Raw genomic sequence first — 24,907 nt, 5'->3', positions numbered from 1 at the left:
ATCCTCTAGGAAGGGACGAGCTGATCGGCGATGCGGGCCAGCTCCGTCACGGAATTGACCACTACCGCCTGGTGGCAGTGCTTCTCATAGGTGAGCATCTCGCTATCGCCGATGCCCCAGTTGCCCCGGGGCTCGGGGCAGATCCACAGCAGCCGCTTGGCCTTGCGCTTCAAGTCCTTCAGCGCCCAGACGTTGGCGGGGTTGTAGTTGTTGCGGCCATCCCCGATGACCATGACCGTGGTGCGCCGGGTGATGCTGCCCAGGTGGTCCCTCGTGAACTCCGCGAGCGCCCGGCCATAGTTGGAGTTGCCGCTCAGGGAGACGGCCTTGCCCGCGGTGGCCAGGTCGATGGCCTGGTCCACCTCCAGGTCCTGGAAGTAGCGCGTCACCTCGCCCACGTCCGAGACGAAGACGAAGGAGCGCACGCGCACGAACAGCTCCTGCAGCGTGTAGGTGAACAGCAGCATCATCCGGGCCGCGGTGCGCACCGAGTCCGACACGTCGCAGAGCACCACCACCTCGGGGCGCTCGGGGCGGCGGGAGCGGAACAGGGGCACCATGGGCACCCCGCCCCAGGGCAGGTTGCGGCGCAGGGTGCGGCGCACGTTGAGGGTGCCCTTGCGGTGCGAGCGCTGCTTGCGGATGAGCCGGCTCTTGAGCTTCTCGGCCAGGGTGCGCACGGCGGACTGCATCTGGTCCACCTCCGCCTGGCTGAGCAGGTGCAGGGGCTTGTCCTCCGCCGAGTCCCCACGCACGCGGATCCGCGCCTCGCCCTGGCGCTTCACCTCCTGGCGCGCGGCGTCTTCAATCTTCCGCATCGCGTCCGCCACGTAGCGCGAGACGATCTCCAGCCCCTCGGTGGACAGGCCCCGCGCGGCCAGCTCGGCCTCCATGGCGCTCAGGTCCGTGCGGGCCTTCTCCATGCCGGCCGCCGCCAGCAGGCGCCGGGAGAAGAAGCCCGTCTGGAGGCCGCTCTCCATGCGGGACAAGTCGAGCTGGAGCGTGGCGGAGCGGAAGATGCGCGCCAGCTTCGCCCGGTCCCCTTCCAGGATGGCCTGAGCCAGGGGCGACATCTCCGGGAAGAGCAGGTGCATCTGGTAGAGCACCATCGTCAGCTCGTCGCCCTTCAGGTAGCCCTCCTCCTCGAGCTGCTTGAAGAGGGACTTGTCGAGCGCCTCGAACGTCTTCGCCGCGCCCGAGAAGTAGAAGTCGAAGGCCCGGTTGAAAACGTCCACGTCCAGCTCGCGCTTGATGAGCGTGGTGCGCAGCACGGCGCGGAAGACGGCGCGCTCCTTGAGGCCCACCTCCGAGGCGGCGCGCAGCGCGTCCTGCACCTCGGCGGTGCTCACGCGAACACCGTTCTGGCGCAGCACCTCGGCGAACTCGACGATACGGGCGTCCATGGGACTTCCCCCTCAACGCTCGAACGACATGACCGCTTCCACGTGGTGCGTCTGCGGGAACATGTCCACCACCTGCAAGGCCCGGGGCTGGTACCCCGCCTTCACCAGGTCCGCCGCATCCCGCGCCAGGGACGCCGGATCGCAGGCCACGTACACCACCCGCTTCACTCCCAGTGATAATACTTGGAGTGCGAGTCCGGGGGCCCCGGTGCGGGGCGGGTCCGCCAGGCAGAGCTCGAACGTGCGCCGCTCGCCGATGAGGCCCTGAACTACCCTGCGGGCATCGCCCTGGATGAAGCGGACGTTGGCCACCCCGCCCTCCCGGGCGCTGCGCTGGGCCAGCTCCACGCCCACGGGGGAGGACTCCACGCCCAGCACCGAGGCGGCGGTGGCGGCGAGCGGGAAGGTGAAGTTGCCGTTGCCCGAGTACAGCTCCAGCACGGAGTCCGTTTCGCGGGCGCCCAGCTCGTAGATGGCCGAGGTGACCAGGCCCACATTGGCCTCCGCGTGCGCCTGGGCGAAGGCATCCGGCCGCAGGTACAGGGGGACTTCCGGCCGCAGCGGGGACAGCGAGCGCAGCGCGGGCTTGCCCAGGAGCCGGGGCGAGCCCTCCTTCGGCACCAGCACCGCCCCCTCCAGCCGGAGCGCCCGGAGGGCGGCCTCGGCGGCCTCCACGTGCCGGGCGGACACCGGCCCGGTCATCATCACCGCGAAGGAGGCCTTCTCCCCCTCGGCCAGCAGGTGCACCTCCTCGGCGTCCTTGGCCAGGGGCTTGAGCAGGGGGGCGAGCTTGCCCGGCAGCGCCGTCAGCACCGGGGTGAGGGCGCCGCACACGGAGATGGGCACCCGCTCGTGGCTCCGCCGCCCGAAGAAGCCCAGGGCGCCCTTGGCGAAGTGCAGCACCGAGCGCCGCCGGTACCCGAAGTCCCGGGGGGCCACGAGCAGGGGGCGCACGGTGAAGGATTCCCGGGACAGGCGGCCCAGGTGCTCCAGGGTGGAGAGGACGATCTCCTGCTTCGCGGCGCGCTGGGCGGGCTCGGCCAGCTCCAGCCAGTCACACCCGCCGCAGTCGGAGCTCACGGCACAGGGCGAGGGGCGCCGGTCCGCGCCGTCCGTGAGCACCTGGCGCAGGTGCCCCCGGAGCACCCGGCCCTGCTGCTCCAGGTGCACGCGCACCACATCGCCCGGGAACGCACCGGGGATGAAGACGGTGCGGCCCTGCCAGGAGGCCACGCCCTCACCGAGCTGTCCGAGGCGCTCGATGGTCAGCTCGATGGGGGTGTCAGGCAGGGGCTGCATGGGGGGAACGCTCAGGGGTGAGTCCTAGCCCGCATCGTCCGCGGGCAGCTCCGCGCGCAGCCGCTCGACGAACTGCTCGATGAGGGCCCGCTTCTCGTCATCCACGTTCACGAACTCGATGGCCATGCCGGGCACGTGGTTGGCCCCGTTGTGGGCGGTGTTGATGCGCGTCACCCGCCCGGTGAGATCGAACGGAAACTTCGTGCCGGGCAGCGAGACGATGAGCCGCACGGGCGAGCCCACCGACAGCGGCTTCTTCGTGTTGATGAAGAGGCCGCCGCGGGAGATGTTGACGGCCCAGTCGGTGATGAAGCCGGACACCGACTGGTAGGCCACCGGCAGCTCGTACTCGAGCCGCGGCGGCCGGGGGGGAAGCTTCTCGGAGGGGGCCAATGCGCCGGTCCCTCAGAACTTCATTTCGCGCACGTCCGGGGCCACCTTCAGCTTCGGCTCGGTGATGCGCTGAAGCTGCTCCACCGTCACCCCAGGGGCCAGCTCGCGCAGCACCAGCCCCTCGGGCGTCACGTCCAAGAGGGCGTGGTCCGTGACGATGTGGTGCACGCACTTGAGGCCGGTGAGCGGCAGCGAGCACTTCTTGAGGATCTTCGGCTGGCCTTCCTTGTTGGCGTGCTCCATGGCCACGTAGATGCGCTTGGCACCCACCGCCAGGTCCATGGCGCCGCCCATCCCCTTCACCATCTTGCCGGGGATCATCCAGTTGGCCAGGTCTCCCTCCTCGCTCACCTCCATGGCGCCGAGCACGGCCATGTCGATGTGGCCGCCGCGGATCATCCCGAAGGACAGGGCGGAGTCGAAGAAGGCCGCGCCCTTCACGGCCGTCACGGTCTCCTTGCCGGCGTTGATGAGGTCCGGGTCCTCCTCGCCCTCCACCGGCCAGGGGCCGATGCCGAGCAGTCCGTTCTCCGACTGGAGCACGATGTCCATGCCGGGCGGGATGTAGTTGGCGACAAGCGTGGGCATGCCGATGCCGAGGTTGACGTAGAAGCCATCCTCCAGCTCCTTGGCGATGCGCTGCGCGATCTGTTCACGGGTCAGGGGCATCGGAAGGTCCTCACGCCTGCTTGCGGACGGTGCGCCGCTCGATCCACTTCTTCAGGTTCTTCGCCTGGATGATGCGGTGCACGAAGATGTTGGGGATGTGGATGAGGTCCCCCTCCAGCTCTCCGGGCTCCACGATGTGCTCGGCCTCCACGATGGTGGTTTTGGCGGCCATGCACATCATCGGCGAGAAGTTGCGCGCCGTCTTGCGGAACACCAGGTTGCCCCAGCGGTCCGCCTTCCAGGCCCGCACGATGGCGAAGTCCGCCTTGAGCGGCGTCTCCAGCACGTGCAACCGCCCGTCGATCATCCGCGTCTCCTTGCCCTCGGAGACCTGGGTGCCGGCGCCCGTGGGGGTGAAGAAGCCGCCAATGCCGCAGCCCCCCGCGCGGATGCGCTCGGCGAGCGTGCCCTGGGGGTTGAGCTCCACCTCCAGCTCCCCGGAGAGGTACTGGCGCTCGAACTCCTTGTTCTCCCCCACGTAGCTGGACACCATCCGCTTCACCTGCTTGTTCTGGAGAAGAATCCCCAGCCCCAGGTCGGTGGTGCCACAGTTGTTGGAGATGATCGTGAGGCGCTTCACGTTCTTGCGGTGAATCGCCTCGATCAAGTTCTCCGGGTTGCCGCACAGCCCGAAGCCGCCGCTCATGAGCGTACAGCCGTCGGGCATGTCGGCGACCGCTTCGTCCGCGCTCGCGATGACCTTGTTCATCCGTCTCCTCGTTCTCCGGAAGGAGAGAGAATCACCGCTCGACCATCAGGGCAATGCCTTCTCCACCGCCAATGCACAACGAGGCCACGCCCCGCTTCTTGTCCTGGTCCTTCAGGGTGTGCAGCAGCGTCACCAGCACGCGCGCGCCCGAGGCCCCGATGGGGTGGCCCAGCACCACCGCGCCGCCGCGCACGTTCACCTTGGCCGGGTCCAGCTTGAGCAGCCGGTTGTTGGCGACGGACACCACGGCGAACGCCTCGTTGATCTCCCAGAGGTCCACCGCCTCGGCCTTCAGCCCCTTCTTGGTGAGCAGCTTGTTGATGGCGTCCGCGGGGGCGATGGTGAACTCCACCGGCTTGCGCGCCGCCTCGGCGTAGCCGCTGATGCGGCCCAGGATGGTGCGCCCCTCGGCCTTGGCGCGCTCCTCGCTCATGAGCACCAGCGCCGCGGCGCCGTCATTGATGGACGAGGCGTTGGCGGCCGTCACCGTGCCGTCCTTCTTGAAGACGGGCTTGAGGGTGGCGATCTTCTCCGGCCGGGCGTTGCGGGGGCCCTCGTCCTCGGTGACGATGACGGTGTCCTCGGGCTTCTTGCCGGGCACGGCCACCGGAACGATTTCCGAGGTGAACAGCCCCTCCTTCTGCGCCCGGATGGCCCGGTTCGTGGACTCCAGCGCGTACTCGTCCTGCTGGGCCCGGCTGACGTCCTGGGTCACCGCGCACTCCTCGGCGCAGCTGCCCATGTGGACGTTGTCGTAGGGGTCCCACAGGCCGTCATGAATCATGGCGTCCTTGAACTCCACGTTGCCCATGCGGGCCCCGCCGCGCAGCGAGTGGCTGATGTAGGGCGCGTTGCTCATGGACTCCATGCCGCCCACGACGACGACGTCCGCGTCGCCCAGGGCGATGGACTGGGCCCCGGCGATGACGGCCTTGAGCCCCGAGCCGCACACCTTGTTGACGGTGGTGGCCGGCACGCTGTCCGGGATGCCCGCGAGCCGCAGGGCCTGGCGCGCGGGGGCCTGGCCCACGCCCGCCTGCAGCACGCAGCCCATGAGGACCTCCTGGACGGCCTCGGGCTTGACGCCGGCGCGCTCCAGCGCCGCCTTGATGGCCACCGCGCCGAGCTGCGGCGCCGTGAGCTTGGACAGGGAGCCCTGGAAAGCACCGATGGGGGTACGGGCCGCGCCCACGATGACGACTGTTCGAGCCATGGAAATGCCTCCTTGGGAACCGGCGGAATGAACGGCTGGGCCCTTATCCCCGCCCCCCTGGAGAGGGTCAAGGGAGCAGGAGCCACCCAGCGGCGCCGGGCCGTTTTCCTGTTGGATAACGGCCGGCGCCCTGCGTCACATGTGTCATTCCACCGCCCCCCGCCTGGCCGCCTGGAGGCGGACTCTCCCCGTCTCTCCCCTTTTCCACGGGGTTCATTGAGTGGGACAGGGGGCACGTCTATCGTCCCGGGTGGGGATGTTCCTGTCCCCCCTGAGGAGAAAGCACTGTGACTGTGATGAAGCCGAAGAACCACCGGACCGCCTTGCCGGTCCCTGGGTCCTGGGGTGGGTGGAGGCGCCTGGGCGCTACCCTGTCCCTGGCCGGAGCGCTGCTGGGCTCCGCGGCCTGCGACGACGAGGATCCCGTGGTGCCGCCCCCGCCCCCGGAGCAGACGCTCTCGGAATCCGCGAAGAAAGGCCTGGAAATTCTGGGGTTCCCGCTCGACGTGAGCGGCATGTCCGTGGCCGAGAAGGAGCGCATTGGCCGCGGCAGCTACCTGGTCAACGCGGTGGGCGAGTGCAGCGGATGCCACAACTACAACTCCGCCAACGGCCCCCCGCAGTACATGGGTGGCGGAACGCCCTACCCCATCGGGCCGGGCGCGGTCGTCTACGCGCGCAACCTGACCTCGGATCCGGACGTCGGCATGCGGCTGACCGAGGAGCAGTTCATCGACACCATGCGCACGGGCCGGGACTACCTCAGCGAGGATGACGCCGAGGCGCTGATCGTCATGCCCTGGGTGGGCTACCGCTGGATGTCCACCGAGGACCTGAAGGCCATGTACGCCTTCTTCACCAAGGTGCCGGCCGTGAAGAACGCGGTGCCCGCGGACATCAAGGGCCCCGCCGGCGCCGCGCGCCCCATCCCCTTCCCCTCCAACTTCGTCGACGGGGCCGTCTCCCGGCCGCTGCCGTCCGAAGCGGGGGATTACCCGGGCCACGCCACGCGCGGGCTCGCCGTGCAGCCGCTGGCGGATCCCCCCGCCCTGGCGGGCTTCAGCGCCGCGGACCGCGAGAAGTACGGGCGCGGCAGCTACCTGGTCATGGTGGCCGAGTGCAACAGCTGCCACACCAACCCGGACCGCAACTACGCCCCGGGCCCGAACCCGGACTTCGGGAAGATCACCACGGCGGGCTACCTCACCGGTGGCCGCGTGTTCGACGTGCCCCCCGGGCTCAACGCCATGACGGGCTACTCGCGCACGCTGGGCGCCAACCTGCTGGGGGCCACCCACAGCCGCCTGCCGGACACCTACGAGGCCTTCCGCGACATCATGACCACCAAGAAGGTGGCGGGCCCCGAGCCCCGGAGGGATCTGGCCTTCCCGATGTACTCCGCGGCCGAGGCCTACGCGAAGATGCTCGATAGCGACCTGGAGGCCGTCTACTTCTACCTGAAGACCCAGACGCGCCTCACGGGGGCCGCCGACAAGCAGCCGCAGGCGCCCACGTACTTCTGCATGGCGGACGCGGACTGCGCCAACCACGGCGGGACGTGCAACATGAGCTCCACGCCGGGCCAGGGCATCAACCAGTGCGTGGGCAGCGCCTGCGCGCAGGACACCGAATGTGGTGCCTGCCAGGTCTGCACGGCCGGCAAGTGTGAGGCCCCCCCGGCCTCGTCCACCTGCGCGGTGAGCGGCATCTAAGGACCACCGATGAAAACCGGCATCCCTTCCTCCCTCAAGCCCTCCCGGGCGCTGTGCCTCACCGGCCTTCTGGCAGCGCTCCCCCTCACGGCCTGCTCCTCGGATGAGGAGAAGCCCCCCGCACCGCCCGTGGAGTCGAAGGTCCCCTGCGCGGGCCTGCGGACGGGGCTGGAGGCGGGGGTGCCGGCCACCCTGTCGGACACGGGGCTGTACCAGGACTTCGCCGCCCGGACGCTCGCGCCGGGCGTGCGCGAGTTCACCCCGCGCTACCCGCTCTGGTCCGACTCGGCGCAGAAGCGCCGCTTCGTGCAGCTGCCGGACGGGTGTCACATCGACACGAGCGACATGGACCACTGGGTGCTCCCGGTGGGCGCGCGCCTGTGGAAGGAGTTCATCGTCGACGGCAAGCTCGTGGAGACGCGCTTCATCGCCCGCCACGGCTCGGGCCCCGAGGACTTCATCCTGGGCGCCTATGCGTGGCGTGCGGACGGCTCGGACGCGGACTACGTGCGCTACGGGGCCGTGAACCCGCTGGGCACGCAGCACTCCATCCCCGCCGCCAAGGACTGCAAGAGCTGCCACTCGTACCTGCCCGAGCAGGCGCTGGGCTTCAGCGCGCTCCAGCTCGACCATGACGGGACGGGGGTGACGCTGGGCACGCTCGCCGCGGAGGGCCGGCTCACGGTGAACCCCACGGAGCGCTTCACCGCGCCGGGCAACAGCGTGGAGGCCGCGGCGCTCGGCTACCTCCACTCCAACTGCGGCAACTGCCACCACCCCCAGGGCATCGAGTTCAACAACGTGTTCGACCTGCGGCTGTCCGTGAAGGACAAGGCCGTGGCGGACACGGGCACCTACCGCACGGCGGTCAACGTGCCGGTGGAGAAGTTCGTCACGCCGGGGGTCAACCTGCGCATCGATCCGGGCAACGCGGAGCAGAGCTGCGTGCACCACCGGATGACCATCCGCGGCACGGTGGAGCAGATGCCCCCCACGGCCTCGCGCGCCGTGGACCTGGAGGGCAAGGCGCTCATCCAGGCGTGGATCGACGGCATGAAGTAGAAACGCAAACGGCCGGGCCCCGAAAGGGACCCGGCCGCCAGGGCCTCTCCCGCGAGGGAGAGGCTCGGGGAAGCAGGCTGCTTACTTCTTCAGCTTGCTCGCCATCACGTCGCCGAGGCGCGCCTTGCTGCCCTCGGCCTGCTTGCGCAGGTACTCGCGGTAGTCATCCGAGCCCTCGCCGATGAGCGCCTTGATGGAGAGCGCCACCTTCCGGTCCTGGGTGTTGATGTCGATGATCTTCACATCAACCTCCTGAGCCTCCTGCACGACGTCGCGGGGGTTCTCCACGCGCTCCTCGCGCAGCTCGGACACGTGCACCAGACCCTCGATGCCCGGCTCGATCTCCACGAACGCGCCGAAGTCGGTGACCTTGGTGACCTTGCCCTTCACGCGGCTGCCCACGGGGGTGCGCTCGGAGAGCGTCTCCCAGGGATCCGGCTGGAGCTGCTTGATGCCTAGGCTGAAGCGCTCGTTCTCGACGTCGATGTTGAGCACCACCGCCTCGACCTCGTCGCCCTTCTTGTAGAGCTCACCCGGGTGCTTGATGCGCTGGGTCCACGAGATGTCGGACACGTGCACCAGGCCGTCCACGCCCTCCTCGACGCCGACGAAGATGCCGAAGTCGGTGACGTTGCGGATCTGACCCTTGATGACGGAGCCGATCGGGTACTTGTCCTCGAGCAGCGTCCAGGGGTTCTGCTCGATCTGCTTCATGCCCAGCGCGATGCGCTTGGCCTTCGGATCGATGTCCAGGACGACGGCCTCCACCTCCTGGCCGACCTCCAGGATCTTGGAGGGGTGCTTGAGGCGCTTGGTCCAGGACATCTCGGACACGTGCACCAGGCCCTCGACGCCCTGCTCGATCTCGATGAAGGCGCCGTAGTCCGTGATGGAGACGACCTTGCCGCGCACGCGGGTGCCGACCGGGTACTTCTCGTCGGCGCGGTGCCACGGGTCCTCCTGGATCTGCTTGAGGCCGAGGCTGACGCGCTCCTGCGCCGGGTCGAACTTGAGGACGACGACGCGAACCTCGTCACCCACGTTGAACATCTCCGACGGGTGGCCGATGCGGCCCCAGGACATGTCGGTGATGTGCAGCAGGCCGTCGATGCCGCCCAGGTCGATGAAGGCGCCGTAGTCGGTGAGGTTCTTGACCACGCCCTTGAGGACCGCACCCTCCTTGAGGTTCTTGAGGGTCTCCTTCTTCATCTCCTCGCGCTGCTTCTCGAGGAGCACGCGGCGGGAGAGGACGATGTTGCCGCGCTTCTTGTTGAACTTGATGACCTTGAACTCGAACTCTTTCGAGATGTACTGGTCAAGGTTGCGCACAGGGCGGATGTCCACCTGGCTGCCGGGCAGGAACGCCTTCACGCCGATGTCGACGGAGAGGCCTCCCTTGACGCGGCCCACGATGGTGCCCTTGACGATCTCATCGCGCTCGCACGCGGCGCTGATCTCGTCCCAGATGCGCATCTTGTCGGCCTTCTCCTTGGAGAGGACGACCATGCCGGTGTCGTTCTCGCGGCTCTCCAGGAGGACCTCGACGGCGTCACCGGACTTGACGGTGATCTCGCCGCGGGGGCTGGTGAACTCGGAGATCGGAACCTGGCCCTCGGACTTGTAGCCGATGTCGACGATCGCGTAGTCCTTCGTCACCTGAACGACGGTGCCCTTGACGATCTCACCCTCCTTGAGGATGCCGTCACCACCGCGCTCCTTGAGCGACGCCTCGAACATCGCGGCAAAATCCTCGTCGCCTGCCTCCGGTCCAATCTGCTGGTTCACGTTCTGCTGCATGAATGGGAAGTCCTTTGAAACGGGTACAGCAGCCCCTGTTGATTCACGTGGGCCAGCCGCGGGGCGCGACGGAGGCCACGTGTGTCCCCACCTCGGGGACTGAAAAAAAGAAGCCGCGCACCCTAGACGCCGGTGATTCCGGCAGTCAAGCGAGCACGCGAAAGTCCTACAGACCTGCGGAAAACACCCGCCCGGGGCCGTCTGGGGGGGGCTGAAGCACTGCCGGGGGCCCTGCCTGGCGAACCGGACGCGTTTCCCGGCTCACACTTCACAAGCCCCTTGAGTTCTAGGAACGCCTGCTCCCCCGTGCAAGCTGCCCGGGGGGCGGAACTTTCCAGGGAGGACGGCTGCTTGCCCTCCCGGAAGCGAGGCGAGTGGCTAGAACCACCACTCGGCGCGGGTGCCCACGAAGTGGCCGAACTTCTTGGCGCCGAAGTCGTTGAGGTACGGCGACACGGGCAGGCCAAGGGTGCCGCGGTCCGTGTAGAGGTCCACCTCGGCCTGGTTGTAGACGGCCAGCGAGTAGATGAGGCGGATGTGCGGGCGGGCCCAGGCCGAGCGCAGGCCGGAGGGCACGAGCGTGGGGACGATGGAGAAGCGGAAGGCCGTGGGCATGCCCGGGTCTTCCACGCCCTCGGGCAGTTCCGCCTTGAAGCCCTGGAACGTCGCCTCGTTGATGAGGTGGAAGTTGTCGGTCAGGTACAGGAAGCTGCGCACGCCCACCGCGAAGTTCGTGCCGTTGTTGATGGCGGTGGTGGCCGACGCCCGGTCCCCGTCATCGGCGCCCTTGCTGTACTCGAGGATGCCGTAGGCATTCAGGGTGAGCATCGGGTTCACGTTGATGAGCAGGTGCTCCACCGCCTCGATGCCCATCGCGCCGCTGTACTTGCCGTCCTCGTTGGCACGGCCGAAGGTGGCGAAGGTGGGCGAGGCGCTGAAGGCGCCGTTGGCGATGCCGCCGCCGACGCGCACCGACAGCTCGTTGAAGCTGCCGTTGCCCAGGTCCAGGCGGCCCTTCACGCCGCCCACGTAGCCGATGTCGGCCTCCTGCACCGTGGTGCCCTCATCGGTGAGCAGGGACTTGCTGGAGGGCAGCAGGTGGAACTCGGCCAGGAAGTTCAGCGAGTGCTTCTCGGCCACCGGCAGCACGTACTGGCCGACGAACACCGTGCGCTGACGGTCGATGCGCATGTTGCCCGTCTCCGGGCCCGCCGGCACGCTGTAGAGGCCGGGCGCCTGGGAGGTCTGCAGCAGCACCGCCAGGTCCAGGCCCTTGTACTTCACGCCCGCGCCCTGCGAGACCAGCTGGTTGAAGAAGAAGATATCGGCGATGTGCACGTCGGTGCTGCGGTAGAAGCGCTGGCCCACCCACATCGTCAGGTCCGGGGTGAGCACGTTGCCCGCCTCCAGGTACGCCTGCGAGATGGAGAAGCCCGGGGGCGAGGCGCCCAGGAACGAGCCCGTGCTCGAGTAGAAGGCGGGGGTGACCACCACCTGGTACCAGGGCTTGGTGGGCTCCTCCACCACGGGCTTGACGATGTGCAGCTTGATCGTCGGCTCCATGTAGTCGCCTTCCTCGAAGCGGCCACCCAGGGGGTTGCCGAGGAGGTTCAGGGACTTGCCGTGTACGTACCGGCCCGTCTGGGGATTCCAGGAGGCGCCGATGCGGCCGTACATGCCGATCTCCAGGTTCTCAGAGCCAATCCACGCCGAAGCGGTGGTGGGCACTGCCAGGAGGGTCGCGGCGGAGATGAACGAGGTGACGCAAGAACGCAGTCTTCGGGAAGAAAGCACGATGCAGCCCCCAAACGTGTGGCAGACAACAAAAGTCGAGATGTGAGGAGTGAGACCGGAGGGAGACCTCTCCCTTCCTCGGTGGGCCGGCCAAAGCGGGCCTCCTCATAGAACTTGATAGTTGTTCTATTCAAGTCTCTTGATCATGGATAAATCGTGATACGGGTTGCACGCCCCATGGGGTGGGCCGCTGCGAGCGTTCTTGACCTCTCGCGTCAAAGATTGCTCAGCAAAACGTTGACCTCGCGCGTCAAGGTTTGCCCAGCCCGTGTGAACGCGTTCTCGACGCTCCAGGGGCGGAGCGTTTCCTTGGAGGAAACACGTATGAAAAAGGTACTGGCAGGGCTTGTGGCCGCGGCGGCACTCATCACCCCGGAGCTGGCGCAGGCGGAGAAGATCGTCATTGCCTGTGGCAGCGTGGGCCAGGAGCAGGAGCTCTGCACCCAGGGGGCTCAGGCCTGGGCGAAGAAGAGCGGGCACACGGTGCAGATCATGAGCGTGCCGACGGACGCCGGGCAGCAGCTCGCGCAGTTCCAGCAGCTCTTGGCGGCGGGCTCCACGGACCTGGACGTGGTGCGCATCGACATCATCTGGCCGGGCATCGTGGCCAACCACTTCATCGACCTGAAGCCGCACTTCCCCGAGGACGTGCTCAAGCAGCACTTCCAGCCCATCGTGAAGAACAACACGGTGAACGGCAAGCTGGTGGCGATGCCCTGGTTCACCGAGGCGGGCCTGCTCTACTACCGCAAGGACCTGCTGGAGAAGCACGGGCAGAAGCCGCCCACCACGTGGCAGGAGCTGGCGCAGTCGGCCAAGACCATCGTGGACGCGGAGAAGAAGGGGGGCAACGACAAGCTCGTGGGCTTCGTGTTCCAGGGCAAGTCGTACGAGGGCCTGACGTGCAACGCGCTGGAGTGGGTGGACTCCTTCGGCGGCGGGACGATTGTGGACGCCAGCGGCCAGGTCACCATCAACAACCCGAAGGCGGTGCAGGCCGTTGACTTCATGGCCTCGCTGGTGGGCAACGTGGTGCCCAAGGGTGTGCTGGCCTACGAGGAAGAGGGCGCGCGCGGCGCGTTCCAGTCCGGCAACGCGGTGTTCATGCGCAACTGGCCGTACGCCTGGGCGCTGGCGAACTCCAAGGACAGCCAGATCAAGGGCAAGGTGGAAGTGATGGCGCTGCCCAAGGGCGGCGCGGACGGCAAGGCCACGGGCGCGCTGGGCGGCTGGCAGCTCGGGGTGTCCAAGTACTCCAAGAACCCGGAGATCGCCGTGGACCTGGTGAAGTACCTGACGGGCCCCGAGGAGCAGAAGCGCCGCGCGCTGGTGGGCGCCTTCAACCCCACCATCATGAGCCTCTACAAGGACGAGGAGCTGCTCAAGGCCAACCCCTTCTTCGGCAGCCTCTACGACACGTTCGTGAACGCGGTGCCGCGGCCCACCATCACCGGCATCAAGTACAACCAGGTGAGCACCGAGTTCCGCAACGCGGTCTACTCCACGCTGTCGGGCAAAGGTAAGGCGGCCGACAACCTGAAGCGCGTGGAGACGAAGCTCAAGAGCCTGGGCAAGAACGGGAAGTGGTAAGGAGGCGGTAATGGCCCACCCCGCGACCCCGATCGTTCCTGGCGAAGGGGGCTCTTCCGGACCGCCGGAAGGCGCCTCCGCCCTGCTGCGCGAGCGCACCCGCGCCGCCTGGCTGTTCCTGGCCCCCACCCTGGTGGTGATGTTGCTGGTGGCGGGCTGGCCGCTGGCGCGGACCTTCTGGTTCTCGTTCACGGACGCGAACCTCACGGACATGGCCGCCTCGCAGTTCGTGGGGTTGGACAGCATCCGTCAGGTCCTGGACGATCCGGACTGGTGGACCACGGTGGCCACCACCTTCAAGTTCGCGGGGGTGTCGGTCTTTCTGGAGACGGTGCTGGGGATGATCATCGCCCTGGCGCTGAACGCGAAGTTCGGGGGCCGCGGCCTGCTGCGCGCCGCGGTCCTCGTGCCCTGGGCCATCCCCACCGTCGTCTCGGCGAGGATGTGGGCCTGGATGTTCAACGACATCTACGGCGTGGTGAACGCCATCTTCATGTCCGTGGGGCTCATCTCCGAGCCCATGGCGTGGACGGCCGAGCCCTCCCTGGCCTTCGGGGCGGTGGTGGCCGTGGACGTGTGGAAGACGACGCCGTTCATGACGCTGCTCATCCTGGCGGCGCTGCAGATGCTGCCCGGGGACGTCTACGAGGCGGCCCGCATCGACGGGGCGGGGCCCATCCGGGCCTTCTTCCAGGTGACGCTGCCCATGCTGAAGGGGCCGCTGATGGTGGCCATCATCTTCCGCATCCTGGATGCGCTGCGCGTCTTCGACATCTTCTTCGTGCTCACCGGCGGTGGCACGGACACGATGCCCATGGCGGGCTACGCGCGGCAGCGCATGTTCGAGTACCAGGAGATCGGGGTCGGCTCGGCCGCGGCCTCCTTGTTGTTCGCGATCATCGCCGTGTTCACCGCCCTCTACATGGTGGTGGGCCGGGTGAAGCTGGGAGACTAGGGCATGGGCTGGCTGAAGAAGATCGCCTTTGGGCTGCTGCTGCTGGTGGTCGCCGTCTACACGCTCTTTCCCTTCTACTGGGCGATCGTCTCGTCCCTGAAGACGGGCAGCGAGCTGTTCGAGGTCTCCCCGTGGCCGAAGGAGCCCGAGTGGAGCAACTACACGGCGGTGTTCACCGCCCAGCCCTTCGGGCAGAACATCGTCAACTCGGTCATCGTCGCCACCGCGGTGGTGCTGGTGTCGCTGCTGCTGGGGCTGACGGCCTCGTTCGCGCTGGCGCGCATCCAGTTCCGGGGCCGTAGCACGCTGCTGCTCACGGTGCTGGGCGTGTCCATGTTCCCGCAGATCGCCGTGCTGTCGGGCATGTTCGAGCTGGTGCGGTGGCTGGGCATCTACAACAAGCTGCCGTCGCTCATCCTCTCGAACCTCATCCTCACCCTGCCCTTCACCATCTGGGTGCTCACCACGTTCATGCGCGAGCTGCCGAAGGACCTGGAGGAAGCGGCCATCGTGGACGGCGCCACGCCGTGGATGGTCGTCACGAAGGTGTTCCTGCCGCTGCTGGGGCCCGCCATGGCGACCACGGGCCTCCTGGCGTTCATCTCCGCGTGGAACGAGTTCCTCTTCGCGCTCACCTTCACCCTGTCGGACGATGTCCGCACGGTGCCGGTGGCCATCGCCCTGTTCAGCGGTGGCAGCGCGTTCGAGACGCCCTGGGGCATCATCATGGCCGCCTCCGTCATCGTCACCGTTCCGCTCGTGGTGCTGGTGCTGATCTTCCAGCGGAAGATCATCTCCGGCCTCACTGCGGGCGCCGTGAAGGGTTAGCCGCCGCCTCCCGGAGCCATTCCTGGAGGTCCTCGGGAATGGCCATGGGGGTGAAGATTCCCACGTTGGCTCCCCCGGTGTTGCCCCGGGGGGCCCTCCCGGTCCACGAGCCGGGGGCCGCGAGCAGCAGCCGGGGCCATTGTCCCAGCCACTCGCGCCAGTCCCGCCGCCGCCAGGCGAACGCGAACATGGCCCCGTGTACCTTCAGGTGCGGCCACGCATGGGCCTGGCTCAGGATGTGCGCCCGCTCCAGGAACCGCCACGCGGCGGCCAGCTCCCCGCGCGCCTCGGCCTCCCGGGAAGCGCCGAACTCCCGCTCGAAGTGTCCGCGCAGTGAAGGCGTCATGGTCCTCATGCTACTGGCCAGGGCTGCAACGGCCTCAGCAGGCCAGCCCGGCCCAGCAGTTCGTGAACGTGAGCGGCCAGGGCGGTGTGTTCCGGGTTGGAGGCGGTGAATCGCTCGGGGGTGAGGACGACGAGCGAGCCCTTGTCCTCCACGGGTTCGATGCGCACGGGGGCAGGCAGTGGAGGGACAGTGCCGCGCAGCCGCGAGAAGTACATCCCCCAGCCCACGAAGGAGCCTGGCTTCGCTCTCTCCGTGACGCTGTCCCGGTGTGTCTCGGACGTGGCGATGGCCCACTCCGGATCCCAGGCCAGGGCCATGGCATGCAACACCTGGGTCATGCTGGATGCGGTCAGGACCCGCTCACCGGCAGCCCCTTCCTGGAAGGGCTTGAGCACGCAGGCGGACGAAAGCCAGGGGGCCGCAAACCCGCAGCGCACATCAACCGTGGATGTCTCCTGGGGACTGCCGCCCGCCCAGAGTCCGAAAGAAAAGCCCTCATCGATCTGATGTTCCCTCGCCGCGAACAGCCGCTGGAAACTCGCGGCGTCGGTGTGGACCTGGCGTTGGCGTGCCTCCTCGAACGAGCGGCCTGGCGGATGCCAGCGGGTCCACGCCGGATCGCAGTGCCTCAGGAGGTGGAAGAAACGCTCCGCGCGGTGCGCACAAGCCTCAGCGGGCTCGGGCCGGGCAAGCCAGTAGGAACCCGCGTAGTAGGTTTCGATCATCGCTAGGAGCATGGCCCAAGATGCCCCGCGAGGAGTCGGCTAGCTGAAGAGCTTGAACGTCTCCCGGGCGATGACCATGCGCTGCACCTCGCTGGTGCCCTCGTAGATGGTCTGCACGCGCGCGTCCCGGTAGTAGCGCTCCACCGGGAACTCGTCGATGTAGCCGTAGCCGCCGTGGAGCTGCACCGCCTTGTCGCACACGCGGTTGGCCATCTCGCTGGCGTACAGCTTCGCCATGGAGGCCTCGCGCGTGAACGGCTTGCCCTGCTCCTTCAGCGCGGCCGCCCGGAACGTCAGCAGCTCCGCTGCGGCGATCTGCACCTTCATGTCCGCCATCATGAAGCGCGGGCCCTGGAACTCGCTCACCGGCTGGTTGAAGGCCTTGCGGTCCTTCGTGTACCGCACCGAGGCCTCCAGCGCGGCCCGCGCCACGCCGCACGCCTGGGAGGCAATGCCGATGCGGCCGCCATCCAGCGCCACCATCGCCAGCTTGAAGCCCTCCCCTTCCTTGCCCAGGAGCTGGTCCGCCGGAATCCGGCAGTCCTCGAAGGTGAGGCCCACCGTGTTCGAGCCGCGCAGGCCCATCTTGTCCTCGTGCTTGCCCACGTGCAGGCCCTTCGTCCCGCCCTCGACGATGAAGGCGGACAGGCCCTTGTTGCCCGTGCCCGAGGTGCGCGCCCATACCACCATCACCCCCGCGTACGCCCCGGAGGTGATCCACTGCTTGCTGCCGTTGAGCACCCAGCTGTCACCCTGGCGCACCGCCGTGGTGTGCAGCGCGCCCGGGTCCGAGCCCGCATGGGGCTCGGAGAGCGCGAACGCGCCCACCACCGCCTCGCCCGAGGTGAGCCGGGGCAGGAACTTCTCCTTCTGGGCCTCGGTGCCGAAGGCGTTGATCAGCTCCCCGCACATGTTCGTCACGGCCATGGCCACGGAGGTGGAGGCACACGCGGCCGACAGCTCCATCACCGCCAGCGAGTAGGACACCACCCCCGCCTCGGAGCCGCCGAAGCGCGAGGGCAGGTTCACGCCCATCAGCCCCAGCTCCGCCAGCTCCTTGAAGAGCGCTGGCGAGAAGCGCTCCTCGCGGTCGGCGGCGCGGGCCTGGGGGGCCACGCGCTCGCGGGCCACCTTGCGGGCGGTGTCACGGATGAGCGTCTGGGTTTCGGTCAGCTCGAGGTTCACGGGGGCGTCCTACTCGATGGCCTTGAGGTTGAAAGGGTACTCGATGGGGTAGTCGCGGCCATCCGGCGGCTTGGGGAAGCTCATCGCCGTGAGCACCGCCACCACGCAGTCGTGCAGCCCGGCGTCCTTCAGCGTGGTGCCCTTCTTGAGCACCTTCGCGTTCTTCACCATGCCCACCGCGGAGATGGTGAAGGACGTCATCAGCTTGCCCTCCACCTTCTTGTCCTGCTCCACGAGCGTGTCCTCGTAGCAGGCCTGGATCTTCTCCCGGTGGTAGGCAATCACCTGCTGGATGGAGTCCGGCGTGAACGGCAGCCGGCTCGCATCCAGCACCTCGCGGGCCTTGGGCGCGGCCTTCTTCCTCTTGGCGGGCCTCTCCCCGGGCTCGTCCTGCCCGAGCGCCCCGGTGGAGGCCAGCAACAGCGCCGCGGCGAAAATCCCCCTCATGGCTACTCCTTCAGCAGGTTGGCCGAGATGACGATGCGCTGGATCTCGCTCGTCCCCTCGTAGATTTCGGTGATGCGCGCGTCGCGCACGTGGCGCTCGGCGTCCATCTCCTTGCTGTAGCCCATGCCGCCGTGCACCTGGAGGGCCTTGTTGGCCACGCGGCTGGCCATCTCGCTGGCGTACAGCTTCGCCATGGCGCTCTCCATCGAGTGGCGCACGCCCTTGTCCTTGAGCACCGCGGCCTGGTGCACCAGCAGGCGCGCCGCGTCGATCTCCGTGGCCATGTCCGCCAGCATGAACTGGATGGCCTGGTGGTCCCGGATGGGCTTGCCGAACGTCTTGCGCTCGCCCGAGTAGCGCACCGCCTCCTCGAAGGCCGCCCGGGCGATGCCCAGCGCCTGCGCGGCGATGCCGATGCGGCCCCCGTCCAGCGTGCTCATGGCGACCTTGAAGCCCTCGCCCTCCTTGCCCAGGAGGTACTTGGCCGGCACGCGCATGTCCTCGAAGAACATGGAGCAGGAGTGCGCCGCGCTGATGCCCATCTTCTTGTCGGGCTCGGCCCGGATGAAGCCCGGGGTGTTCGTGGGCACGATGAAGGCGGTGATGCCCTTGTTGCCCGCCTCCTTGTTCGTCATCGTGAACAGCACGATGGCGTCGGCCTTGGGGCCGTTGGTGATCCAGTTCTTCGAGCCGTTGATGATGTACTCGTCACCCTTGCGCACCGCGACGGTCTGCTGGGCCGCCGCGTCGCTGCCCGCCTCGGGCTCGGTGAGGCCGAAGCAGCCGAGCTTCTCGCCGCTGGCGTACGGGGTGAGGAACTCCTTCTTCTGCTCCTCGGTGCCGTACTTGGACACCGGATCGCAGTAGAGCGAGTTGTTCACGCTCATGATGACGCCGGTGGAGGCGCAGCCGCGGCTGATCTCCTCCATGGCGATGGCGTAGCAGACGTTGTCCAGCCCGGCGCCGCCGTGCTGCTCGGGCACCGCCACGCCCAGCAGCGACAGCTCGGCGAGCTTCTTCACCGCCTCGGTGGGCCACGCGTGGGTCTCGTCCCACTTCCGGGCGTTGGGGATGAGCTCGCGCGCGGCGAACTCGCGGCACATCCGCTGGGTTTCCCGCTGGATGTCGGTCAGCTCGAAGTTCATGGCACTCCTGGGGGCAAGGCGCGGCCGCAGTCTACGCGGCGCCCGGGGGGGCATGGCGGCCCCTCCAGGCACCTGCCCTGGAGGAGGAATTGCCGTGCCTATTAGAGAACGGAAACGGTGTTACTTACCCGCGAAGGCCGCGGGGCGCTTCTCGAGGAAAGCCTTCATGCCCTCGCGCTGGTCCTCGGTCCCGAAGAGGACGCCGAAGCCCTGGCTCTCCAGCTCGTTGGCGGAGCGGAGGTCCTGGTCCGCGCCGAACTCGACGACGCGCTTGGCCTGGGCAAGCGCCAGGGGGCCGTTCTTGATGAGCTTGCCCGCCACCGCCAGGCAGTGCTCCATCAGCTTCTCGGGGGGCAGCACGTCCAGCACCAGCCCGTACTCCTTGGCCTGGGCCGCCGTCACGTGACTGCCCGTGAAGATGAGCTCCTTGGCGCGCATCTTCCCCACCAGCCGGGTGAGCCGCTGTGTGCCGCCGAAGCCGGGGATGACGCCCAGCGTCGACTCGGGCACGCCCAGCTTCGCCTTCTCCGAGGCGTAGATGAGGTCGCACGCCATGGCCAGCTCGCAGCCGCCGCCCAGCGCGAAGCCGTTCACCGCCGCGATGGTGGGAAAGGGCCGCTGCTCCAGGAGGCCCATGACGCGCTGTCCCAACGCGGAGAACTCGCGGGCCTTGTCCGCGGGGATGGTGGCCATCTCGGCGATGTCCGCCCCCGCCACGAAGGCCTTCTCGCCCCCGCCGGTGACGATGAGGACGCGGGTGTCCGTGCCCAGCGACAGCAGCGCGGCCTCTATTTCGTGGAACGTCTGGGTGTTGAGCGCGTTGAGCGCCTTGGGCCGGTCAATCGTGAGGGTCGCGATGGCGCCCTGCTTCTCCAGCCGGATGTTGTCGTAGGCCATGGGAAAGCTCCTCGAAGAGGGGGGGAAAGAAGTCTTAGTACTTGTAGAAGCCGCGGCCGCTCTTCTTGCCGTACCAGCCGGCGTCCACGTACTGCCGCAGCAGCGGGCACGGGCGGTACTTGTCATCGCCCAGGCCCTTGTGGAGCACCTCGGCGATGGACAGGCACGTGTCCAGGCCGATGAAGTCCGCGAGCTGCAGCGGGCCCATGGGCTGGTTGGTGCCCAGCTTCATCGCCGTGTCGATGTCCTCCGCCGTGCCCAGCCCCTCCATCAGCGCGAAGCACGCCTCGTTCAGCATGGGGATGAGGATGCGGTTGACGATGAAGCCAGGCATGTCGCGCGACACCACCGTCGTCTTGCCCATCTGCTCGGCCAGGGCGCGCGTGGTGGCGTAGGTTTCATCCGAGGTGGCCGCCCCGCGGATGATCTCCACGAGCTGCATCACCGGCACCGGGTTCATGAAGTGCATGCCGATGACGGACTCGGGCCGCTTCGTCACCGCCGCGATGCGGGTGATGGGAATCGAGGAGGTGTTCGAGGCGAGCACGCCGCCGGGCCGCACCACCGCGTCCAGGTCCCGGAAGATGCGCTTCTTGAGCTCCTCGTTCTCGGTGGCGGCCTCGATGGCGAAGTCCACGTCCTTCACCTCGGCGAGGCGCGGGGAGGTGGCGAGGTTCGCCTCGGCGGCCTTGCGCCGGGCATCGTCCAGCTTGCCCTTCTCCACGAGCTTGGCCAGGCCCGCGCGGATGCGGCTCGCGCCCTTGGCCAGTCCGTCCTCGGAGACGTCCACCAGCGTGACGCGCAGCCCCGTTTGCAGCGCGACCTGCGCGATGCCCGCCCCCATCTGCCCTGCCCCGACGACGACGATGTGCTGGGTGGTTGCCATGGCGTTCGATTTCCCGGTCAAAAGAGAGTCTGGCGCCTATAGCCGCCACCCCCCGGCCGGTCAACGGCTCGCGGGCAGGCGCAGCGTCTTCAGGATGTAGGGCTCCTCGCCAATCGTCAGCCCCTCTACAAGTGGGGGCCGGGCCGGCTGTCCTGGCTCCTTCACGAAGATGAGCGCCCGGTAGGAGCCCTCGGGCAGGTCCACCTTCACCGTCACCTCCGAGGGCGGGGCCGCCGGGAAGAAGTGCTCCTCGCGCTTGAGGGTCTGCCCGTCCGGCCCGGTCACTTGAAACTCCAGCCCCCGCACTGCGCTCCAACCTGCGCCGTCGAGCCGCCAGACCAGGGAGTGCTCGGGCGTCTCGGTGGCCCGCCACAGCCACAGGCCCACGCCCACGAGCGCCAGGAGCGGCAGGCGCCGCAAGAGCGGGTGGCGTCCCCGGGCGGGCTTGGCGTCGGGTTCCACCCTCACTCCTTCTTCGGGGTCCGCTTGCCGCCGCGCCGCGTGTTGATCTCCGAGACGACCACCTTGGGCACGGGGGCGGGGGCCGCCTGCGCCGGGGCGGCGGGCTCGCCGGAGGCGTCCTTCGTCTCCAGGGACTTCTCGTCCGGGGGCAGGAGGCGGATCTGCGCCTTCACCTCCAGGGTCATCCCCGACAGGAGCTTGATGAACTCCTCGCGCAGCTTCTCCGACTGGAGGAAGCGGCGGACCTCCTCGGAGACGACGCGGCCGATCTCGTCCTTCGTCTTCTCGGCCTGGTTGACGATGTGGCCGAGCATTTCCTTGGGCAGCTTGAGCTGCCCGGCGAGGCCCCGGATGCCCTCCTCCGTCATGAAGATGGCACCCAGCCCGGCGACGGCGGCCTTGCGCACGAACTCCGGCACGAAGCCGGGCCGGCCCTCGCGATCGGGGTGGTGCATGTCATCCAGCGGATCCGGCGGAAACTCATCTCTGTCACCCGGCATGGGGCACCTCGGTTGCTCAGGACATTAGCGCGCCTGCATCACCGGCAGTGGAATCGAGCGCACGCTCTGCGCGGAGACGCGGCCGGCCACGTTGCGGGCAATCTCCAGGAAGGCCTGGGCCTCGCGGCTGTCCGGGGCACCGGCCACCACGGGCAGCCCCGCGTCCCCGGCCTCGCGCACCTTCAGCTCCAGCGGCACCTCGCCCAGGAACGGGATCTGGAACATCTCCGCCGCCTTGCGGCCGCCGCCCCGGTGGAAGATGTTCGTCGCGTGGGAGCAGTTCGGGCAGATGAACTGGCTCATGTTCTCGACGATTCCAAGCACCGGGATGTGCACCTTGTCGAACATGCTCTTGGCGCGCACCACGTCGGCCAGCGCCACGTCCTGCGGCGTCGTCACCAGCACCGCGCCGGCGGCCCGCACCGACTGGGAGAGCGACAGCGCCACGTCGCCCGTGCCCGGCGGCAAGTCCAGCACCAGGTAGTCCAGCTCGCCCCAGTTCACGTCCCGCACGAGCTGCATCAGCGCTCCGTGCAGCATGGGGCCGCGCCAGATGAGCGCCTGGTCCGGCTCCACCAGGAAGCCAATGGACATGACCTTCAGCCCATGCTTGTTCATGGGGGTGAGCGTCTTGCCATCCGGGCTCACCGGCTTCTCGGTGATGCCCGTCATCATCGGCACGGACGGGCCGTAGAAGTCCGCGTCCAGCAGGCCCACCTTGGCGCCGTGCTTGGCCAGGCCCACCGCCAGGTTCACCGCCACGGTGCTCTTGCCCACCCCACCCTTGCCCGCGCCCACCAGGATGATGTTCTTCACGCCCGGCAGCAGCGCCTGGCCCGGGCCCTGCCCCGCGCCGCCCGTGGCGCGCACCTGGGCGCCCCACTCCAGCTCGAAGGACTTCAGCCCCGGCACCGCCTTGAGCGCCGCCTCCGTGTCCGCCTGGATCTTCCCCTTCATGGGACAGGCGGGCGTCGTCAGCTCGATCTTCAGCTTCACCGCGTCGCCGCTGATGCGGATGTCCTTGACCATCCCCGCCTTCACCAGATCCACGTGCAGCTCGGGATCGATCACCTTGGACATCGCCGCGAGGACATCGCGCTCGGAAACGCTCATCGGTACACCTGAAACCTTTTGGAAATCGCGCAGTTGCGTGACGGGAGGGGCGCGGAGGATGGTCGGCCCCCTCGGGGCCTGTCAACGACGTTTAACGCCGCCGCCCTCCCCGCGCACGGGCCGGGCCGACGCTCGTCCGCACGCCTTGCCCGGGTTTTCCCGGTTACTCGATGGCGGCGACCCGGTACTCCTCGCCCTCCAACACCAGCCGCACCGCGCGCTCCGCCCCCAGCGGCAGCGTGGCCTCGGTGCCCTGCACCTTCACCTCGCCCTTGAGCGCCAGCCGGGCGCGGCGCAGGCGCTCCCGGGCCAGGGGCTCGCGCTGGAAGTCCTCGCGCAGGCGGTCCGGGGTGTAGCGCGCGCGCAGCGGCGCGCTCAGCAGGCTCCAGGCCTTCTCCCAGTCCGTGCCTTCGGCCGCGTTGAGGAAGCGGGCCAGGGTGGCCTTCACCTCGTCCGTGGGCAGCGTCTCCTCCACGCGCCAGGTGGACTCCCGGCGCTCCAGCCGCAGCGCCGGCGCATGGCCCTCCAGCAGCGGAAGGCCCGCGCGCACCGCGGCGGCCCGCTCCCGGCGCGCGGCCGGGTCCGCATAGCGGCCGCGGAAGGCCGCCTCCCCCTCGGGCAGGCCGGTGGTGAGGGCATAGGCCTGGGGCAGGCGGTTGTCCTCCAGCGCCTTCGCGTAGGCCTCCGCAGTGCGCTCGGGGCCCCGGGGCGCGGTGACGCACCCGGTGAAGGCCAGGGCCAGGAGCCCTAGGAGCGGGTGACGGAACGTCATGGTGCCCCCCGGGGTCTTCACGGCTTCGCGCGCGGCTGGGCCACGAACAGGCAGCACACGCCCAGGGTCAGCTTGTGCACCTGGAGCACCTCCAGGCCCGCCTCGCGCATGATGTCCGCGAAGGCCTCCGGCTGGGGGAAGGCGGCGATGGACTCCTGGAGGTAGCGGTACTCGCCGGAGCCGGAGAGCTTGGCGCCCAGCCAGGGGACGACCGTGCGGATCTGAAAGCGCAGCAGGGGGCCCAGCAGCCCGCCCTGGGGCTCGGACAGCTCCAGGATGGCGATGCGGCCGCCCGGGCGCGTCACGCGCGCCATCTCCCGCAGGGCCTTGGGCCGGTCGGGGACGTTGCGGATGCCGAACGCCATGCAGATGCCGTCGAAGCTGTTGTCCTCGAAGGGCAGCGCCTGGGCATCGCCCCGCTTCAGCTCGCACTGGGCGGACAGCCCCTGCTCGGCCACCTTCTTCCGGCCGATCTCCATCATGCCCTCGGAAGGGTCCAGGCCCACCACCGTCCCGTCCGGGTGGTACTTCAGCACCTTCAGCGCCAGGTCGCCCGTCCCGGTGGCCAGGTCCAGCACCCGGTAGCCCGGCTTCAGCGCCAGGGCCTTCACCGTCTTGCGGCGCCAGCGCTGGTCGATGCCCAGGGACATCATCCGGTTGAGCAAGTCGTAGCGGGGGGCGATCTGGTCGAACATCCTCCCGGAACCGTTGATGTCAGACGGCTGCGGCGGCACAGGGCGGGTTGGGGAGTTCATCGGCGGGGAGGGTATCACCCCGGTGGCCGGGGGCGGGGAGTCTTTACTCGGCGCCCGGCCCAGGCGAAGCTGAAGCCTTCCCGCGCCCCCTCGGCGGGGGGTGTACACAGCCTTGAAACAAACAAGGCTTATACATCGCATCTCGCCGCTCAGCGGGGCTCGGCCCCAGGCGAGGCTAGGAGCCGCAGTGGCCGGAGCATCTCCTGGAAGCGCATCCGCGGCATCGCCCTTACGGGCTGAGCAGGAATCC

25 protein-coding genes are annotated in these 24,907 nt (G+C 68.4%); 5 read left to right on the top strand and 20 right to left on the bottom strand.

Features of this window, described 5'->3' with window-relative positions; translation table 11 throughout:
• Positions 1-5: 5 nt before the first annotated feature.
• Genes KY661_RS17440 through KY661_RS17415 form a run of 6 tightly spaced genes read right to left on the bottom strand, consistent with a single transcriptional unit; the run spans position 6 to position 5,686 of the window.
• A complete protein-coding gene (locus KY661_RS17440; RefSeq protein ID WP_225411268.1) occupies positions 6-1,403 on the bottom strand; it encodes a vWA domain-containing protein in 1,398 nt (465 codons plus the stop codon).
• Between the two features lie 12 nt (positions 1,404-1,415).
• Positions 1,416-2,702 (bottom strand): class I SAM-dependent RNA methyltransferase, encoded by a 1,287-nt coding sequence (locus tag KY661_RS17435; RefSeq protein WP_225411267.1) that lies wholly within the window; start codon positions 2,700-2,702, stop codon positions 1,416-1,418.
• A gap of 24 nt (positions 2,703-2,726) precedes the next feature.
• On the bottom strand, positions 2,727-3,095 hold the full coding sequence (locus KY661_RS17430) for a TIGR02266 family protein (protein WP_225411266.1): 369 nt from the start codon (positions 3,093-3,095) through the stop codon (positions 2,727-2,729).
• Between the two features lie 12 nt (positions 3,096-3,107).
• Positions 3,108-3,764: a CoA transferase subunit B gene (locus KY661_RS17425; RefSeq protein ID WP_075005435.1), complete on the bottom strand. Its 657-nt coding sequence runs from the start codon at positions 3,762-3,764 to the stop codon at positions 3,108-3,110.
• Positions 3,765-3,774: 10 nt separating this feature from the next.
• Entirely contained in the window at positions 3,775-4,473 is a 699-nt protein-coding gene (locus tag KY661_RS17420) for a CoA transferase subunit A (RefSeq protein ID WP_225411265.1), read from the bottom strand.
• A 31-nt stretch (positions 4,474-4,504) separates the two neighbouring features.
• Positions 4,505-5,686 carry a thiolase family protein gene (locus KY661_RS17415; protein ID WP_225411264.1) on the bottom strand — a complete coding sequence of 394 codons (1,182 nt, stop codon included), beginning with the start codon at positions 5,684-5,686 and terminating at the stop codon, positions 4,505-4,507.
• A 296-nt stretch (positions 5,687-5,982) separates the two neighbouring features.
• Between KY661_RS17415 and KY661_RS17410 the strand changes: the two genes are divergently transcribed.
• Both KY661_RS17410 and KY661_RS17405 read left to right on the top strand, forming a co-directional pair.
• Positions 5,983-7,398 (top strand): cytochrome C, encoded by a 1,416-nt coding sequence (locus KY661_RS17410; RefSeq protein ID WP_225411263.1) that lies wholly within the window; start codon positions 5,983-5,985, stop codon positions 7,396-7,398.
• Positions 7,399-7,407: 9 nt separating this feature from the next.
• Positions 7,408-8,460 carry a hypothetical protein gene (locus tag KY661_RS17405; protein ID WP_225411262.1) on the top strand — a complete coding sequence of 351 codons (1,053 nt, stop codon included), beginning with the start codon at positions 7,408-7,410 and terminating at the stop codon, positions 8,458-8,460.
• An 81-nt stretch (positions 8,461-8,541) separates the two neighbouring features.
• On the opposite strand, the gene KY661_RS17400 is transcribed toward KY661_RS17405, so the two are convergent.
• Together KY661_RS17400 and KY661_RS17395 are read right to left on the bottom strand one after the other, a co-directional pair.
• On the bottom strand, positions 8,542-10,257 hold the full coding sequence (locus KY661_RS17400; protein ID WP_075005431.1) for a 30S ribosomal protein S1: 1,716 nt from the start codon (positions 10,255-10,257) through the stop codon (positions 8,542-8,544).
• A 378-nt stretch (positions 10,258-10,635) separates the two neighbouring features.
• Positions 10,636-12,051: a carbohydrate porin gene (locus tag KY661_RS17395; protein WP_225411261.1), complete on the bottom strand. Its 1,416-nt coding sequence runs from the start codon at positions 12,049-12,051 to the stop codon at positions 10,636-10,638.
• 324 nt (positions 12,052-12,375) lie between these two features.
• Here KY661_RS17395 and KY661_RS17390 point away from each other — a divergent pair, with 324 nt between their 5' ends.
• The 3 genes from KY661_RS17390 to KY661_RS17380 are packed head-to-tail and all read left to right on the top strand — an operon-like array spanning position 12,376 to position 15,424.
• Complete coding sequence (locus KY661_RS17390; protein ID WP_225411260.1) at positions 12,376-13,641, top strand: ABC transporter substrate-binding protein; 1,266 nt, start codon at positions 12,376-12,378, stop codon at positions 13,639-13,641.
• A gap of 10 nt (positions 13,642-13,651) precedes the next feature.
• On the top strand, positions 13,652-14,596 hold the full coding sequence (locus KY661_RS17385) for a carbohydrate ABC transporter permease (protein WP_225411259.1): 945 nt from the start codon (positions 13,652-13,654) through the stop codon (positions 14,594-14,596).
• 3 nt (positions 14,597-14,599) lie between these two features.
• Positions 14,600-15,424: a carbohydrate ABC transporter permease gene (locus tag KY661_RS17380; protein WP_225411258.1), complete on the top strand. Its 825-nt coding sequence runs from the start codon at positions 14,600-14,602 to the stop codon at positions 15,422-15,424.
• On the opposite strand, the gene KY661_RS17375 is transcribed toward KY661_RS17380, so the two are convergent.
• From KY661_RS17375 to ubiE, 12 genes are all read right to left on the bottom strand, one after another.
• Entirely contained in the window at positions 15,399-15,770 is a 372-nt protein-coding gene (locus KY661_RS17375) for a DUF3703 domain-containing protein (protein ID WP_225411257.1), read from the bottom strand. The genes KY661_RS17380 and KY661_RS17375 overlap by 26 nt on opposite strands.
• A 5-nt stretch (positions 15,771-15,775) precedes the next feature.
• A complete protein-coding gene (locus KY661_RS17370) occupies positions 15,776-16,495 on the bottom strand; it encodes an immunity 52 family protein (RefSeq protein WP_225411256.1) in 720 nt (239 codons plus the stop codon).
• Positions 16,496-16,534: 39 nt separating this feature from the next.
• Positions 16,535-17,680, bottom strand: coding sequence for an acyl-CoA dehydrogenase family protein (locus KY661_RS17365; RefSeq protein WP_225411255.1), 1,146 nt, complete (start codon positions 17,678-17,680; stop codon positions 16,535-16,537).
• A 9-nt stretch (positions 17,681-17,689) separates the two neighbouring features.
• Positions 17,690-18,127, bottom strand: coding sequence for an AgmX/PglI C-terminal domain-containing protein (locus tag KY661_RS17360; protein ID WP_225411254.1), 438 nt, complete (start codon positions 18,125-18,127; stop codon positions 17,690-17,692).
• A 2-nt stretch (positions 18,128-18,129) separates the two neighbouring features.
• Complete coding sequence (locus KY661_RS17355) at positions 18,130-19,272, bottom strand: acyl-CoA dehydrogenase (protein WP_225411253.1); 1,143 nt, start codon at positions 19,270-19,272, stop codon at positions 18,130-18,132.
• A 120-nt stretch (positions 19,273-19,392) separates the two neighbouring features.
• Positions 19,393-20,169 carry an enoyl-CoA hydratase-related protein gene (locus tag KY661_RS17350; protein ID WP_225411252.1) on the bottom strand — a complete coding sequence of 259 codons (777 nt, stop codon included), beginning with the start codon at positions 20,167-20,169 and terminating at the stop codon, positions 19,393-19,395.
• 34 nt (positions 20,170-20,203) lie between these two features.
• Positions 20,204-21,055: a 3-hydroxyacyl-CoA dehydrogenase family protein gene (locus KY661_RS17345; protein ID WP_225411251.1), complete on the bottom strand. Its 852-nt coding sequence runs from the start codon at positions 21,053-21,055 to the stop codon at positions 20,204-20,206.
• A 60-nt stretch (positions 21,056-21,115) separates the two neighbouring features.
• The gene (locus tag KY661_RS17340; protein ID WP_225411250.1) at positions 21,116-21,517 is read right to left on the bottom strand and encodes a hypothetical protein; all 402 of its coding nucleotides are present in this window, start codon (positions 21,515-21,517) and stop codon (positions 21,116-21,118) included.
• A gap of 2 nt (positions 21,518-21,519) precedes the next feature.
• Positions 21,520-22,017, bottom strand: coding sequence for a hypothetical protein (locus KY661_RS17335; protein ID WP_225411249.1), 498 nt, complete (start codon positions 22,015-22,017; stop codon positions 21,520-21,522).
• 24 nt (positions 22,018-22,041) lie between these two features.
• On the bottom strand, positions 22,042-23,130 hold the full coding sequence (gene apbC, locus KY661_RS17330; protein WP_075005418.1) for an iron-sulfur cluster carrier protein ApbC: 1,089 nt from the start codon (positions 23,128-23,130) through the stop codon (positions 22,042-22,044).
• A gap of 163 nt (positions 23,131-23,293) precedes the next feature.
• Positions 23,294-23,902, bottom strand: a complete 609-nt coding sequence (locus KY661_RS17325; protein WP_225411248.1) for a hypothetical protein — start codon at positions 23,900-23,902, stop codon at positions 23,294-23,296.
• Between the two features lie 17 nt (positions 23,903-23,919).
• A complete protein-coding gene (ubiE, locus tag KY661_RS17320) occupies positions 23,920-24,597 on the bottom strand; it encodes a bifunctional demethylmenaquinone methyltransferase/2-methoxy-6-polyprenyl-1,4-benzoquinol methylase UbiE (protein ID WP_225411247.1) in 678 nt (225 codons plus the stop codon).
• Positions 24,598-24,907: the final 310 nt, after the last annotated feature.

This window comes from Allostigmatella hybrida, from assembly GCF_020103775.1.
Taxonomy (GTDB): domain Bacteria; phylum Myxococcota; class Myxococcia; order Myxococcales; family Myxococcaceae; genus Hyalangium; species Hyalangium aurantiaca.
Note: the sequence above shows the minus strand (reverse complement) of the source record. Positions and strands in the feature narration are given on the sequence as shown.